13 protein-coding genes and 1 other annotated feature are annotated in these 14,448 nt (G+C 59.1%); all 13 genes read left to right on the forward strand.

Annotated features, from left to right (window positions below):
- Positions 1-103: 103 nt before the first annotated feature.
- The 13 genes from hemL (at position 104) to BM063_RS06510 (ending at position 14,318) form a co-directional block, all read left to right on the forward strand.
- Positions 104-1,390, forward strand: coding sequence for a glutamate-1-semialdehyde 2,1-aminomutase (gene hemL, locus BM063_RS06450; protein ID WP_245752116.1), 1,287 nt, complete (start codon positions 104-106; stop codon positions 1,388-1,390).
- Between the two features lie 69 nt (positions 1,391-1,459).
- The gene (locus BM063_RS17590; RefSeq protein WP_177199022.1) at positions 1,460-1,618 is read left to right on the forward strand and encodes a hypothetical protein; all 159 of its coding nucleotides are present in this window, start codon (positions 1,460-1,462) and stop codon (positions 1,616-1,618) included.
- Between the two features lie 9 nt (positions 1,619-1,627).
- Entirely contained in the window at positions 1,628-1,921 is a 294-nt protein-coding gene (locus BM063_RS06455) for a GNAT family N-acetyltransferase (RefSeq protein ID WP_092037046.1), read from the forward strand.
- Positions 1,922-2,344: 423 nt separating this feature from the next.
- The gene (locus tag BM063_RS06465) at positions 2,345-3,682 is read left to right on the forward strand and encodes a LysM peptidoglycan-binding domain-containing protein (protein WP_177199023.1); all 1,338 of its coding nucleotides are present in this window, start codon (positions 2,345-2,347) and stop codon (positions 3,680-3,682) included.
- On the forward strand, positions 3,679-4,800 hold the full coding sequence (locus BM063_RS06470) for a phosphotransferase (RefSeq protein ID WP_092037055.1): 1,122 nt from the start codon (positions 3,679-3,681) through the stop codon (positions 4,798-4,800). The genes BM063_RS06465 and BM063_RS06470 overlap by 4 nt, the downstream gene beginning before the upstream one ends.
- Before the next feature lie 273 nt (positions 4,801-5,073).
- Positions 5,074-5,232 carry a hypothetical protein gene (locus BM063_RS17595; protein WP_170070530.1) on the forward strand — a complete coding sequence of 53 codons (159 nt, stop codon included), beginning with the start codon at positions 5,074-5,076 and terminating at the stop codon, positions 5,230-5,232.
- A gap of 62 nt (positions 5,233-5,294) precedes the next feature.
- Positions 5,295-5,531, forward strand: a binding site (T-box leader).
- A 42-nt stretch (positions 5,532-5,573) separates the two neighbouring features.
- The gene (locus BM063_RS06480; protein ID WP_092037062.1) at positions 5,574-8,225 is read left to right on the forward strand and encodes a valine--tRNA ligase; all 2,652 of its coding nucleotides are present in this window, start codon (positions 5,574-5,576) and stop codon (positions 8,223-8,225) included.
- A 120-nt stretch (positions 8,226-8,345) separates the two neighbouring features.
- Complete coding sequence (locus tag BM063_RS06485; RefSeq protein WP_143085253.1) at positions 8,346-9,689, forward strand: bifunctional folylpolyglutamate synthase/dihydrofolate synthase; 1,344 nt, start codon at positions 8,346-8,348, stop codon at positions 9,687-9,689.
- Positions 9,690-9,694: 5 nt separating this feature from the next.
- Positions 9,695-11,089: a UDP-N-acetylmuramate--L-alanine ligase gene (gene murC, locus BM063_RS06490; RefSeq protein ID WP_092037067.1), complete on the forward strand. Its 1,395-nt coding sequence runs from the start codon at positions 9,695-9,697 to the stop codon at positions 11,087-11,089.
- 43 nt (positions 11,090-11,132) lie between these two features.
- Positions 11,133-11,615, forward strand: a complete 483-nt coding sequence (gene rraA, locus BM063_RS06495) for a ribonuclease E activity regulator RraA (protein ID WP_092037069.1) — start codon at positions 11,133-11,135, stop codon at positions 11,613-11,615.
- 304 nt (positions 11,616-11,919) lie between these two features.
- The gene (gene glnH, locus BM063_RS06500) at positions 11,920-12,711 is read left to right on the forward strand and encodes a glutamine ABC transporter substrate-binding protein GlnH (RefSeq protein ID WP_218154420.1); all 792 of its coding nucleotides are present in this window, start codon (positions 11,920-11,922) and stop codon (positions 12,709-12,711) included.
- 88 nt (positions 12,712-12,799) lie between these two features.
- Positions 12,800-13,468 (forward strand): amino acid ABC transporter permease, encoded by a 669-nt coding sequence (locus BM063_RS06505; protein ID WP_245752119.1) that lies wholly within the window; start codon positions 12,800-12,802, stop codon positions 13,466-13,468.
- Positions 13,469-13,508: 40 nt separating this feature from the next.
- Positions 13,509-14,318, forward strand: a complete 810-nt coding sequence (locus tag BM063_RS06510; protein ID WP_092037073.1) for a nitrilase-related carbon-nitrogen hydrolase — start codon at positions 13,509-13,511, stop codon at positions 14,316-14,318.
- Positions 14,319-14,448 lie beyond the last annotated feature (130 nt).

Raw genomic sequence — 14,448 nt, forward strand, 5'->3', positions numbered from 1 at the left:
TCTCCTCATCCGGGATGCCGGCCTTTGGGTTTTTCCGGAATGCTTGCGGGCGATGCCCGGGGGCTTCTTCTCTGCCATCCAATTCCCGAAGGGGGCGGTGTTTTTGCACAAAGGTTATGAAGGGTCCAAAGCCCGGTACCAAGAGGCGGTCCGGTTGATCCCCGGCGGGGTCAACAGCCCGGTCCGTGCCTTTCGCTCGGTGGAGATGAATCCGGTGTATATCGAGCGGGGAGAGGGTTCCCGCGTTTTCGACGTGGACGGGAACGAGTACATCGACTATCTCTGTTCCTGGGGGCCCCTGATTCTCGGACACGCCCACCCGAAGGTGGTGGAGGCCGTTCAGGAGACGGCGAGAAGGGGAACCAGTTTCGGCCTGCCCACGGAGCTGGAGACGGAGATGGCCAGAGAAGTGGTTCAGCGGGTTCCCTCGGTGGAAGTGGTGCGCATGGTCAACTCGGGAACGGAAGCGACCATGAGCGCCCTGCGGCTGGCCCGGGCGTACACCCGGCGCGACAAGATCCTCAAGTTTGAGGGGTGTTATCACGGGCATGCCGACAGCCTGCTGATCAAGGCGGGTTCCGGTGTGGCCACCCTGGGATTGCCCGACAGTCCGGGGGTGACGGAAGGCACCGCCCGGCATACGCTGACGGTTCCCTACAATGATTTGGACAGCGTCGAATGGGTTTTCCAAAAGTTCGGAGACGACATCGCCGCGGTGATTGTGGAGCCGGTGGCCGGAAACATGGGCGTGGTGCCGCCCAAACCGGGCTTCCTCCAGGGTTTGCGCCGCATCACTTCCGATTACGGAGCCCTGCTCATCTTTGACGAAGTGATGACCGGTTTCCGGGTCGATTACCATTCGGCCCAGGGCAGATTTCAGGTGATGCCCGACCTGACGACCATGGGCAAGGTGATCGGCGGCGGCCTCCCCGTCGGCGCCTACGGCGGTCGCCGGGAGATCATGGAGATGATCGCTCCGGCGGGACCGGTGTATCAGGCCGGCACCCTTTCCGGCAACCCGCTGGCGATGGCCGCCGGGCTGGCCACCCTCCGGGAACTCCGGCCGGAGGTGTACGAGGAATTGGAGCGGAAGGCGGCCCGCCTGGAGGAGGGCCTCCGCCGAAACGCCGAGGAGGCGGGGATTCCGCATCAGATCAACCGGGTGGGATCGATGATCACCCTCTTTTTCACCGGCGAGCCGGTCACCAATTATGACGGCGCCCGGTCCTCGGACGCCAAACGGTTTGCCCGCTATTTCCGCCTGATGCTGGAAGAGGGCGTCTTCGTGCCCCCTTCCCAATTCGAGGGGATGTTCGTCTCGGCGGCCCATTCGATGGAAGATATCGAGCGGACCATTGAGGCCAACCGCAACGCGTTGAAGAGACTGTGATCAGGGAAGAGAACAGGCACGGCCCTGCGCCGTGCCTTTTTCCATCGCGGTGAACCAGGAGGTGATCGGATGGAATTTCGAGCCCTGACGGAACGGGCCGCCGAGGCCTTTCACCCCCTTTACAGGGAAGCTCTCCAAACGTATCCGGAGGCTTTTTACCGGACTCCCGAAGAAGTGGCGGGATCCGTGGAGGAAAATGCCGCCTTTTTGAGGGAGCGGAAAGGCTAGGATGACTTTGTGTGGGGGAGCTTTGACAATAAAACGCTGGTGGGAATCGCCGGCTTTGTCCGGCAAACGCTGATAGAAACCCGTCACCGGGACCATGTGTGGGGCGTGTATGTCCGCCCCGAGCACCAAGGTAAAGGCGTTGCCACCCGGATGATGGAGGCGCTCATCACCTGGGTGAAAGCCCTTCCCGGGCTGGAGATCATCACTTTCACCGTGGTGTCCGAAAACCGTCCGGCCAAAGCCCTGTATAAAAAATTGGGCTTTCAAAAGTACGGAACCTATCCGCGCTCGATGCAAGTGTAGGATCGGGTTCTCGACGAGGATTACATGGTGTTGTTTTTGAAGGAATCGCAGGAGAGCCGCAAGTAAATCGGAATCATTACCGGGTTGAACGAGGGGCGTGAAGAAGACGGGGGTTGGTTGATCCCCGTTTTCTTTTTGTGCGTAATTTCCTTCATTGTCACGATTCGGGCGTCTTTTCGGTGAAGTCTCACTCCATCCGCCTTGGACCGGGGCACGGTGCGGACGAAGCCGGGGAAGTCTCCCTGCCGGTACGAGCGGTTATATCCTTTTTCCGGCCGCATATAGATAGATTACAGTTGAAATCTTGCGGCCTTCATTTTTCCATCATCGCATGGCGTTTGAAAGCTTTGCAGGATGGATGTCGGGTGGCGCAGGGATGACGGATCGCGGTGGGATCAACGCGTGAAAGGGGAGGGATTTCTGATGGAACGAGAATACCAGCAGTTCCGGTTCGACATATCGGAAAAAGTCCGCCTGCATCCGCAACAGCCGGGGATCAAGACGCTGGTTGAGCTGGATCTGTACCCCGATGTGGAAATCGAGGATCAGGAGACCCATCTCAGGATTCACGGCTATTTGAGGCTGGCGGGAAGATATGTCGGGGATGAGGAAGATGGGATCGGCAAAGGGGAGGATGCGGCCGGAGGGGATGAGGCGGCTCCGGAAGTCCGGCAGGAAGGGGAGAACCTCGAGGAAATCGCCTTTGTGATTCCGGTGGAGATCACCCTTCCTTCCGATCGGGTGGATGTGGATCGCATCGCCGCGGAAGTGGAATCCTTCGATTATCAGGTGCTGTCCCCCTTCGAGTTGCAGATCGAGGCGGTGCTGGCCATTGACGGCCTGTTGTCCGATCCGAAGAAAGACGAGGAAGCATACCGGGACAGCGTCGTTTCCTTTGCCGGGTCCTCCTTTCAGTCCGAAAAGGAAGGCGGCCCGGATGCGGAAGAGGAGGCATCCCCGGACGAAGTGCATCTGATTCATGTGGATTACGGCGGAGAACCGGCCGGAAAGCGGGAGGAGCCGGACGCGCAGCATGCGGAGATTCAATCCCTGCCGCAGGAATCCTCCGCATCCGGCGATGAGAAGCGGGCATGGGAACAAAACGGCGCGGACGGGGATGAAGCCTACGCATTTGCGGTGGAATCCTCCTCTTCGGGAGAATCTCCCGCGGAGGAATGGTCCCCGGATTCCCCCTCCTTCGCCGGCGCTGCTTTTGAAGAGGATGCGGATGCGAAGGCGACGGACAGAGGCGGGACGCGCGACCGGGAAAATCCGGAGGAACGCGGTCCGGCAAGCCGCGTGCGGCTCGGTTTTCATCCCGATGAAGAGGATTTCGACGAGGCTTTCCAACTGGCCAAAAAGTTGCTCCGGAAACCGTCCCCCGACGAGTTCGGGCCGGACCGGGGAGCGGCGGATTCCCCGGCGGAGGACGAGACACGGGCCGAAGCTGGGGAAAAACTGGAGGAGGAATCGGCGCAATCCGCAGATGATTTGGTTTCCGCGGATGTTCGGGAAGGTGAACAGGGGGCCGGAGAGGGTGAAGGACTCCACTGGGCCCGGCAGTTTCTCGGCGGAAAAGAGGATACCTTTGTGAAGATGCGGATGGTGATCGTCCAAAAGGGGGAAACACTGGATACCCTCGCCGAACGGTACGGCGTTTCGGCCAGTTCGATTCTTCGGCTCAACGGATTGGAGTCCGGGCAATTGGAAGAGGGACAGATCGTATACATCCCCGGAGAGGAGCGCAAAACGGCCCAATGACGGTTCGGGAGAAAATGGGGAAAAGCCCTTTAAAGTCCAGCCGGAACGTCAGAAGCGGGATCCTTCGCCGGGTCATCGCCCGTTACGGGTGGACCCCCGTTTATGCGGAGAAGGTTCGGGGAGTGTGGCGGGTGGAGACGGAGGACGGGGCTTTCGCTTTGAAAAGAGCTGCCTGTCCGGGGAAGAAACTTTCCTTTTTGCACCGGGTGCTGGAAGAGGCCCGGTCCCAAGGAGTGGACGTCCTGCTGCCGTGGGTTCCCAGCAGGGGAGGACGCCCTTTTTTGGAGGAGCAGGGAAGGGCGTGGTACGCCACGCGCTGGTACGGCGAGGTTTCCGAACCCCGGGAGGCGCCTGCGGAAGAGCTGATCCGGCAACTGGCGATTCTTCACCGGGTTCTGGAGAAGACCGCGGGCGGAGAGAAGGCGTTTCGGTACCGGGCGGAAGGGAAGCTGGTTGAGCGGTGGAGAGATCAAAGGGAGCGGGTTCGGGAATACGGCGGCAAACTGAAGACCCGCGGGTTTGCCTCTCCCTTTGAGCAAATGCTGGGCGATCATGCGGAACTGCTGGATAAGGCCTTTTCCTTTGCCGTCCGGGGAATGGAGCGGTTTGTGGAGACGGAAGGGGGGATTCCTCCCCGTTACACCCTTTGTCACGGCCGGATTCACCCCCACAATCTCCTGAAGGGGGAGCAGGGATGGAAGTGGATCGATTGGGATCACGCCCGGGTGGACAGCCCAACGCGGGATCTCGCCCTGTTTTTCCGGCAATTTTCGAACTCCGCCCAAGGGGGGAGCGGGATTCTTTCCCTCCTTTCGATCTATGAACGGGAGCGCAAACTTGAGCGGAAGGAGAAAAAGCTCCTCGCGCTCTACTTGGCCTATCCCGACGGGATCGGCCAGCTCCTTCGGCTATACCGGAAACCGGGAGGAATGGCGGAAGCCGAGGCGGTCCGTCGCCTGCGGATGGAGTTGGATCGGCTCCACGGGGTGCAGGAGGCGATCGGTGAGCTCTGGCCGAAACGCCCCCTCCGCAAACGGCGGAAAGGCTCACCAGCAGGAGAAAGCATGGCTGTTGCCGCGCTTCGGGGACGGGTTGACAAGAAGGGAAGCGGCGATTGACGGGAAAGTCCCGGGCGAAAGATGCTTCTGGCCAGGGGTTTGCCCGATTTTTTTTTGGATGAATCCGATCGGCTGGAAATTCCGTTTCTTTATAAGAACAAGGCCGCCATTCCGCGGCCCTTCGATTGCGAAACAGCTCGAAAAATCAGCAAAAGGCTGGTTTTCTCTTCCAAAAGATCGAAAAATGTCGGGGAAATTTTTTGTTTTGGCTGGACAAGATGTCGATAAAAGCGCAAAATAAATAGAAAAAGGTTCGCAAGGGAGGCATATCCGGTGGGTATGGTCAAGTCCCTGATGCGAAGCGCCTACCGCGGCCTGCTGTTCATCCTTTTTCTCAGCGTCATGATGCTGGTGACCGTTCTGCTGCTCGCCTTCTTGGCCAATCCGTCGCTGATGTGGGAGAGCGTGCAGGAGGCCTTTCGCATGCCCTAGAGAAAGAACCGTTTGACGAGGAGCTTTTTCCGTTGTAAAATAATTGTTGCCAATTGAATCGGGTAAGTGCGATGAGAGGGAAGAGTAGCCGGTGGCTGCCTTTCCAGAGAGAAGAACCCCCGGGCTGAAAGGTTCTTCAGGCAAAGCCGGTGAAGGTCGCCCTTGAGCAGTCCTTCCGAATCCCGCGAAGGGGTAGTAGGTTGGACCGTTCCCGACGTTAAAGGGGAAAAAGCGCACCGGATCGTCCCGCGATCCGGTGAACAAAGGTGGTACCGCGGAGAACTCCTTCCGTCCTTTGGATGGAAGGAGTTTATTTTTGAGCGAGCAAAGGAGGATGAAGGATGGCGGGAAAAGGGACGGAGCTTCCATCCGCCTATGATCCCAAGCAGACGGAAGAAAAATGGTACGATTACTGGATGAAAGGAGGCTTTTTCCAGGCCGGAAAAGATCCGTCCAAGCCTCCCTTCACCATCGTGATTCCTCCGCCCAATGTTACGGGGAACCTGCACATCGGCCATGCTTTGAACAACACCTTGCAGGACATCCTGATCCGCTGGAAGCGAATGCAAGGATACGATGTTCTGTGGCTTCCGGGAATGGACCATGCCGGAATCGCCACCCAGTCCCGGGTGGAGGCCAAGCTGCGGGAGGAGGGAATCTCCCGCCACGACTTGGGACGGGAAAAGTTTCTGGAGAGGGTCTGGGAGTGGAAGGAGCATTACGCGGGGGTCATCCGCGAGCAATGGAAAAAGATGGGACTCTCCCTGGATTATTCCCGGGAGCGCTTCACCATGGACGAAGGCTTGTCCCGGGCCGTCAGGGAAGTGTTTGTCCGCCTGTATGAAAAGGGATTGATCTACCGGGGCAAATATATCATCAACTGGGATCCGGAAGCCCGGACCGCCCTGTCGGATATCGAAGTGATTCATAAGGAAGTGCAGGGCAAGCTGTATCACCTGCGGTATCCGCTGAAGGACGGCAGCGGGTACATCCAGATTGCCACCACCCGGCCGGAGACCATGCTGGCGGATACGGCGGTGGCGGTCCATCCCGAGGATGACCGCTACAAGCACCTGGTGGGCAAAACGGTGATTTTGCCCATCATCGGCCGGGAAATCCCGATCGTGGCCGATAAGTACGTGGATCCCGAGTTCGGCAGCGGTGCGCTCAAGGTGACTCCCGCCCACGATCCCAACGACTTTGAGATCGGCATGCGCCACAATCTGCCGCAGGTCCTGGTGATGGACGAGGAGGGCAGGATGAACGAAAACGCCGGTCCCTACAAGGGGCTGGACCGCTTTGAATGCCGCAAGCGAATCGTGAAGGACCTGGAAGAGGCGGGCGTGCTGGTCAAGGTCGAGGATCATGTGCATTCGGTCGGACACAGTGAGCGTTCCGGCGCCGTGGTGGAGCCGATCCTCTCCACCCAGTGGTTCGTGCGGATGAAACCCCTGGCGGAGAGAGCGATCGCCCACACCAAAAGCGGCGAGGGAGTCCGTTTCGTACCCGAGCGGTTTGAGAAGATTTATCTCCACTGGATCGAGAACGTGCGGGATTGGTGCATTTCCCGACAGCTGTGGTGGGGTCACCGCATTCCGGCCTGGCACTGCGGGGACTGCGGCGAAATCACCGTTTCCCGGGAGACCCCTGAAAGGTGCTCCCACTGCGGAAGCACATCCCTTGAGCAGGATCCCGACGTGCTGGACACTTGGTTCAGTTCGGCCCTGTGGCCCTTTTCCACGATGGGCTGGCCGGAGGAGACCGAGGACTTGCGCCGCTACTATCCGACGGATGTGCTCGTCACCGGCTACGACATCATTTACTTCTGGGTGGCCCGCATGATTTTCACCGCCCTGGAGTTTACCGGAAAGAAGCCCTTTAAAGAGGTGCTGATCACCGGAATCGTCCGGGATGCGGATGGGCGCAAGATGTCCAAATCCCTGGGCAACGGCGTGGACCCGCTGGAAGTGATTGAAAAATACGGGACCGACGCGATGCGGTTCATGCTGTCCACCGGGTGCACTCCCGGAAACGACCAGCGTTTCCGCTGGGAGCGGGTGGAGTCGGCCCGCAACTTCGCCAACAAGATCTGGAACGCGTCCCGCTTTGCGCTGATGCATTTGGCGGAGGCGAGGAAGGAGGATCTGGCCCTGTCCGGCCCCTTCTCGGTTTCCGACCGCTGGATTCTCCACCGGTTGAACGAAACGATCGCCGAAGTGACCCGCCACTTGAACCGGTACGATTTCGGGGAAGCCGGCCGGGTCCTGTACCACTTTATCTGGGATGAGTTCTGCGACTGGTACATCGAATTCTCCAAGCTCTTCCTCTACGGGGAGGATGAGGAGGCCAAGCGCGTCACCCGGGCGGTCCTCTGCCATGTGCTGGACCGATCCCTGCGCCTGCTTCATCCCTTCATGCCCTTCATCACGGAGGAAATTTGGCAGAAGCTTCCCGGAACCGGCCCCAGCATTTCGGTGGCGGAATGGCCGGTGGCCGACGAGTCTCTCCAAGCTCCCGACGCGGTCAAGGAAATGCGGATTCTGATCGATGTGATCCGGTCCGTGCGCAACATCCGGTCCGAAATGGAGATTCCGCCCAAAAGGAAGATCACCCTGCTGATCCGCACCGAACCGGAGGTCCACGCCGCAATCCGGGACAACGAATCGGCCATCTGCCGGTTGTGCGGCGCGGAAAAGGTGACGGCGGGCCCCGATGTCACCCGTCCCGACAAGGCGATGACGGCGGTGGTGTCCGGCGCCGAAGTGTTCCTCCCCCTGGAGGGGATGATCGACATCGAAGAGACGATCGCCCGCCTGGAGAAGGAGCTGAAAAAGCTCGATTACGAAGTGGAGCGGGTGGAGAAGAAACTTTCCAACCCCGGGTTCGTCCAGAAGGCTCCGGCCCACATCGTCGAGGGAGAAAGGCGGAAAGGGGAGGAATACCGGGAGAGAAGGGAGAAGGTTTTGGCCCGTCTGCGGGAGCTGAAAGGGTAGGGAGCGGCAGCCTCCCTGCCCTTTTTTCCGAAAAACCTTTCTTGATCGGCCGAAGGATCCCCGTTATCATGAAAAGGGTAAACGCAGTTTGAAGCATTGAGGAAAGGGATCGAGGGCAAGATGGCTCAAGAGCGGTTTGTCACCAAAGAGGACGTGTTCAATTGGATGGAACAGGGATGCGCTTCGGGGATTCAGCCGGGGCTGGAACGGATGAACTGGGCCCTCGAGCGGCTGGGGCACCCCGAGAGGCGCCTGAAATTTATCCATATCGCGGGGACAAACGGCAAGGGGTCCACCGCGGCCATGATTGCGCAGGTCCTGAAGAAAGCCGGATATTCCACGGGGATGTTCGTCTCCCCCTATGTGACGGAATGGAATGAGCGGATCTCCGTGGACGGGCGCCCCATCCCGGAATCTTCCTTTGTCCGCTGGGCGGAACAGCTTCGCCCGCTGGCGGAGGAGATGGACCGGGAAGTGGGAAAACCCACCCCCTTTGAATTTTGGACGCTTTTGGCCCTTTGCTATTTCGCCCGGGAGGCGGTGCCCTGGTTTGTGGTGTGGGAGGCGGGACTGGGGGGCCGTTTGGATTCCACCAACGTGGTTTTCCCCCTTGTCTCCGTCATCACCAACGTTGGTCTGGATCATATACATTTATTGGGGAACACTCCGGGCAAAATCGCGGAGGAAAAAGCGGGAATCATCAAGCCGGGCGTGCCGGTGGTGAGCGGGGCGGAGGACCCGGACGCCATCTCTGTGATTGAGAAGCGGGCGAAGGAAAACAAGAGCGATCTTTATCTCCTGCACCGCGATTTCTGGGCGGAGATCCTCGAGTCGGGGCCCGGAGGACAGCGTCTCCGGTTCGGAAACGTGTACCGGACCCTGTCGGATCTGCAGCTGCCCCTTCATGGGGAACATCAGGTGAAAAACGCGGCGGTCGCCCTGATGACCCTGGATCTGTTGCGGCAATTTTACGCCGCCGTGCTGGAGGACGAGGACATTCGGGAGGGGCTGTCCGCCACGGTTTGGCCCGGACGGTTGGAAAAGGCGGCCGATCGGCCGGACATCTGGCTGGACGGGGCGCATAACCGCGAGGCGGCGCGGGCGTTGGCCGAATCGGTTCGGGCGATTCGCCGCTCGCATACATACGAGCGCCTCCATCTCATGCTGGCCGTCTCGGCGGACAAAGAGGTGGACGAGATCTTGACTCCCCTGCTTCCCTTGGCCGACTCCGTAATGGTGACCCGGGCCGACATCTCCCGGGCGCTCCCGGTGGAGCAGCTGGCGGATGCGGTCCGGCGCATGGCGCCGGAGATGGAGGTCAAAAAAGCGCCGACGGCGGCGGAGGGACTTCGCCGTCTGAGGGAGGAAGCGGGGAGCGGGGACATGATTCTCGTCACCGGGTCGCTGTTTTTGGTTTCTGAGGTTCGCAGCATGCTGATGACAAATAAGGAACAAGGTTGGTGAGGCGAGTGAACGGGATCAGGCACGCGCATTTTATCGGGATCGGCGGATACGGAATGAGCGCCATCGCCCGTGTTCTCCTCGACATGGGCATCCGGGTCACCGGTTCGGATGTTGCGGAAAACAAGTTGATCAAGCGGCTGCTGGAGCGGGGGGCGATCGTCCACATCGGCCACGATGCCTCCCATGTGGAGGGGGCCGATTTGGTCGTATACTCCTCCAGCATTCCGGAGGAGAACGTGGAGAGGGTCGAGGCAAAGCGGCGGGGGATTCCCGTCCTCCACCGCTCTCAGATGCTGGCCCGGCTGCTCAACGACCGGTTTGGGATCGCCGTTGCCGGAGCCCACGGCAAAACCACCACCTCTTCGATGATCGCCCAAACCCTGGAGTTGTGCGGGAAAGATCCCACCTACGTGATCGGCGGCGAGATTCTCGGCCTGGACGGCAACGCCAAAGCGGGAAGCAGCTCCTTCGTGGTGGCGGAAGCCGATGAAAGTGACGGGACGTTTTTGGAATATTACCCCGCGATCGCCGTGGTCACCAACGTCGAAAAGGATCATCTGGAAAATTACGATGGAGATTTCAGAAACTTGAAAAAGGCCTATCGCCAGTTTTTGAGCCAGGTGAAACCGGATGGCCTCACCGTGCTGTGCCTGGATGATCCCCACTTGCGGGAAATCGCCCGTGAACGGCACCATCGCCTGATCACCTACGGCATCGACCATCCCGCCGATTACAATGCCGTCGACATTCGGCGCCACGGCAGACAGGTAAGCTTCCGGGTGGTGCGCGGGAAGGAGGAACTGGGGCAAGTGACGCTTCAGGTTCCCGGCCGCCACAACGCGAGCAACGCCCTGGCCGCCCTGATCGTCTGCATGGAAATCGGCCTTTCCTTTCCCGAGATTGCGGAAGCCCTCGGACAGTTCCGGGGGGCCAAACGCCGCTTCCAGCTGATCGGCGAAGTGGACGGAATCACCGTGGTGGATGATTACGCCCATCATCCGACGGAAATCCGGGCCACCCTCGCCGGTGCCAAGGCGATGGAGAAGCGCATTGTCGCCGTTTTTCAGCCGCAGCGCTTTTCCAGGACTTACTTTTTGATGGAGGAGTTCAGCCGGGCTTTCGATCAGGCGGATGAAGTGATCATCACCGACATTTACTCCCCTCCCGGAGAAAAACCGATTCCCGGCGTGACCTCGGAGCGGCTTGCAGAGCTCGTCCGGCGGAACAGCAACCCCAACACGCTGTATTGCCCCACCAAGGAAGATGTGGTGGACACTCTGCTGAAACGGATCCGCCCGGGGGATTTGGTCATGACCATGGGTGCCGGGGACATCTGGCGGGCGGCCCAGGATCTCGTGTACAAATTGGAGGCGCGCGCCCGGGTGGGGAAGGAAAGTTGACAAACATCCGGTAACGTTCGATCAGGAATGACAGGAGGCAGTCATGGACGTCAAAACCACTGATTTGTGCGATCAGTTTGCGTCGCAAGCCGCAGTGTGCGAGGATATTTTCGTCTCTTTTGGCGGAAGGAAACGGTTTTCCGGTCCGATCGCCACCGTCCGCGTGTTTGAAGACAATGTGCTGGTGCGGAAAATGATCGAGACGGTTCCCGCCGGCACCGTGCTGGTGGTGGACGGCGGCGGCTCCAGAAGGTGCGCCCTGCTGGGAGACCGGCTGGCCGCCGTCGCGGTGGAACGGGGGATTGCCGGATTCATCATCCATGGTTGCGTCAGGGATACGGCGGAACTGGCCCGGATGGACATCGGTGTGTTGGCGTTGGGGAAGGTTCCGCTGAAAAGCCGCAAGGAAGGGACGGGAGCCGTCGGCGAGACCGTTCGGTTTGCCGGAGTGGACTGGGTTCCCGGACACCATGTGTACGTGGACGAGGACGGTGTGGTTTTGCTTCCCCAAAAAGTGGAACTCTGAAGGCGGCCGATGCGGGCCGCAGAAAGGATGTGCCGCGCAGAAAAATCGCGGCACATCCTTGTTGGAACGACATGACGAAGCGGGGTCGTCGGACCGCGCTTTTTTCATTTCCGCCGGCAATGCATTTGAATTAGGTAGATTTTCCTTTCGGCTGGACTTGAACTGGCCTTGTGGAAAGCGGTATATTGGATGACAGACGGTTTCAAATTGAAACTACCGTCAGAAAGAACAAACTCCGGGCCATTTTTGATCATCACCGGCGTCCGGAGCATTTGGCGGAAAGGGAGGGGGCGTTGCTGTGAAAATGCCGTTCAGTAGAATGGGTCTGATTTTTTTGATTTCCGTTCTGGCGCTGAGCGTTTCGGCCTGCGGCAGCGGGGAGAAGGGCTCCGACGGGAGTGAGGTTCCCGAAAAGATCACCATCGGAACCGATACGAGTTTTGTCCCCTTTGAATTCCTGAATCAGGACACGGGGGAGTATGAAGGGTTCGACATCGATCTCGTCAAGGCCATTGCCGAAAAGATCGGGATCGAATATGAATTGAAGCCGATGGATTTCAACGGTTTGATTCCCGCGTTGCAGACGGGAAACCTGGATATGGCGATCGCCGGCATGACGATCACGGATGAGCGAAAAAAAGTGGTCGATTTCACCCGCCCTTACTATGACGCGGGTTTGTACATCCTGGTCCGTTCCGATGAGAAATCGATCAAGGGCGTGGAGGATCTGAAGGGAAAAGTGGTCGCCACCAAACAGGGAACGACCAGTTTCAATTATGCTTCCAAGCTGGACGGCCTCAAGGAAGTGCGGCCGTTTCCGAACATCGATCAGGCATACATGGAACTGGAGAAGGGTTCCGCCGATGCGGTGATCTATGATTCTCCCAATGTCCTTTATTACATCAAAACCAAGGGAAAAGGAAAAGTGAAGGCCGTCGGCGATCTGCTGCAGGCGGAATCCTACGGAATCGCCTTTCCCAAGGGAAGTCCGTTGAGGGACAAGGTGGACGAGGCCCTCGGCGAGCTGATGGAAGACGGCACCTATGAAAAGCTTTACGTCAAGTGGTTTGGCCAAAAGCCTCCGAAGAAAGAATAACCCGGGTTGGACCGTCAACTGGAGGGTTCATCGGAGTTTCGGGCGTAACAAAGATGTTGCGCTCTTTTTTTGAAATGGGGGAGAGAGAGTGAACAGGAATTTTGATCTGGATTGGTCGGCGGCGGTTGATGCGATGCCGCTGCTTCTGGAAGGGGCGAGGCTGACCCTCGTCATTTCCGTTGTCGGGCTGTTTTTCGGATTTTTGATCGGTTTGGCGGCAGGCCTTGCCCGCACTTCCGGGAACAGGATTTTGTCGGGCATCTCCGCGGTCTATGTCGAATTGATCCGCGGCACGCCCATCCTGGTTCAGGCCATATGGATTTATTTCGCTCTTCCGATCGCACTGGGGATGGAAATCGAGCGGCTGACCGCCGCCATTGCCGCCATTGCCGTCAATTCCGGGGCTTATATCGCCGAGATCGTGAGGGGTTCCATCCAATCGGTTCCGAAGGGTCAGGTGGAAGCGGGGCGTTCCCTCGGGTTGACCCAGGCGCAGACATTTTGGCATGTCGTTTGGCCCCAGGCCTTCAGGCGGATGATCCCCCCGTTGGGTAACCAGTTGATTATCAGCCTGAAGGACACCTCCATTTTGACGATCATCGGCGTGGCGGAAATCGTGCGGCAGGCCCAGCAGGTGGTCGCGTCCAATTTTCGGGCCTTCGAGGTGTATACCACCGCCGCGTTGCTGTATTTTGTCATGACCTTGACCATTTCTTTGATCTTGCGGGGAATGGAGCGGAGGCTCAACGTCGGTTGAATCGGCTAAGACCCAATGACGTCGGAACGGGGGGTTCGGGATGGGTTTCAAGGCGGCATTGATTCAGATGCGCGCGGTTTCCGGGGAAGTGGAAGGGAACAGAAAATCGGCGCTCCGGCTGGTGGAAAAGGCGGCGAAAGCAGGGGCCCGATTGGCGGTGCTGCCGGAGCTGTGGCCGACGGGTTACCACTTGTCTTCCCTGCGATTTCGGGAATTGGCGGAGACTGTTCGGGGGGAGACGGTCTCCCTTTTTCGCCGGATCGCCGCCGATTGGAGGATGGCGCTGGTCGTTCCCTTCGCTGAGAAGGATGGGGGGAAGCTTTACAATTCGGCGGCGGTGATTGATTCCTCCGGGGAAGTGGTCGGAGTCTGCCGCAAAACCTTTCTGTGGGGGAGGGAGAAGGAGATCTTCACCCCGGGGTCGAGGTCCTATCCGGTCATTGCCACGTCCCTTGGGAAAATCGGCGTGTTGATCTGCTATGACGCGGAATTTCCGGAACCGGCCAGGCTGCTCGGACTTAAGGGGGCGGATCTCATCGCCGTTCCGTCGGTATGGAGCATAGAGGCGGAGCCCCGTTGGGACATCCAGCTTCCGGCCCGGGCTCTGGACAACACGGTCTTTGTGCTGGGAGCCAACACGACCGGCGAGGGAAGCTGCGGAAAGAGCAAGCTGGTGGCTCCCGACGGAAGGGTTTTGGCGGAAGCGGCCAGGGACGGGGAGGAAGTTTTGCTCGGCGAGGTGGATTTGTCGTTGATTCCTCAAACGCGCGAAAGAATCCCCTACTGGAAAGACTACGATCCCTCGTTGACCCCCGGGGGATGTTCCGCGCCACGGGAAGGCGGCCGGTGACCCGCGATCTTTATACTTTTTTCGGAGGAAATAAACCGGGAGGAGAATAAAACGCTTCCGCTTTGGAGGTTAGTTGTGCCAAAATAAAGATGCAGGAAATCGATTGGAGGTACACGCCTTGTCCGGAGGA

This window comes from Planifilum fulgidum (assembly GCF_900113175.1).
GTDB lineage: Bacteria > Bacillota > Bacilli > Thermoactinomycetales > DSM-44946 > Planifilum > Planifilum fulgidum.

Excerpts from the sequence above, each read along its gene's own strand:
- BM063_RS17590 (WP_177199022.1), top strand. The coding sequence starts at position 1,460 with ATGGAATTTCGAGCCCTGACGGAACGGGCCGCCGAGGCCTTTCACCCC.
- BM063_RS06465 (WP_177199023.1), top strand. The coding sequence starts at position 2,345 with ATGGAACGAGAATACCAGCAGTTCCGGTTCGACATATCGGAAAAAGTC.
- BM063_RS06510 (WP_092037073.1), top strand. The coding sequence starts at position 13,509 with ATGGGTTTCAAGGCGGCATTGATTCAGATGCGCGCGGTTTCCGGGGAA.
- rraA (WP_092037069.1), top strand. The coding sequence starts at position 11,133 with ATGGACGTCAAAACCACTGATTTGTGCGATCAGTTTGCGTCGCAAGCC.
- BM063_RS06470 (WP_092037055.1), top strand. The coding sequence starts at position 3,679 with ATGACGGTTCGGGAGAAAATGGGGAAAAGCCCTTTAAAGTCCAGCCGG.
- glnH (WP_218154420.1), top strand. The coding sequence starts at position 11,920 with ATGCCGTTCAGTAGAATGGGTCTGATTTTTTTGATTTCCGTTCTGGCG.
- BM063_RS06485 (WP_143085253.1), top strand. The coding sequence starts at position 8,346 with ATGGCTCAAGAGCGGTTTGTCACCAAAGAGGACGTGTTCAATTGGATG.
- BM063_RS06480 (WP_092037062.1), top strand. The coding sequence starts at position 5,574 with ATGGCGGGAAAAGGGACGGAGCTTCCATCCGCCTATGATCCCAAGCAG.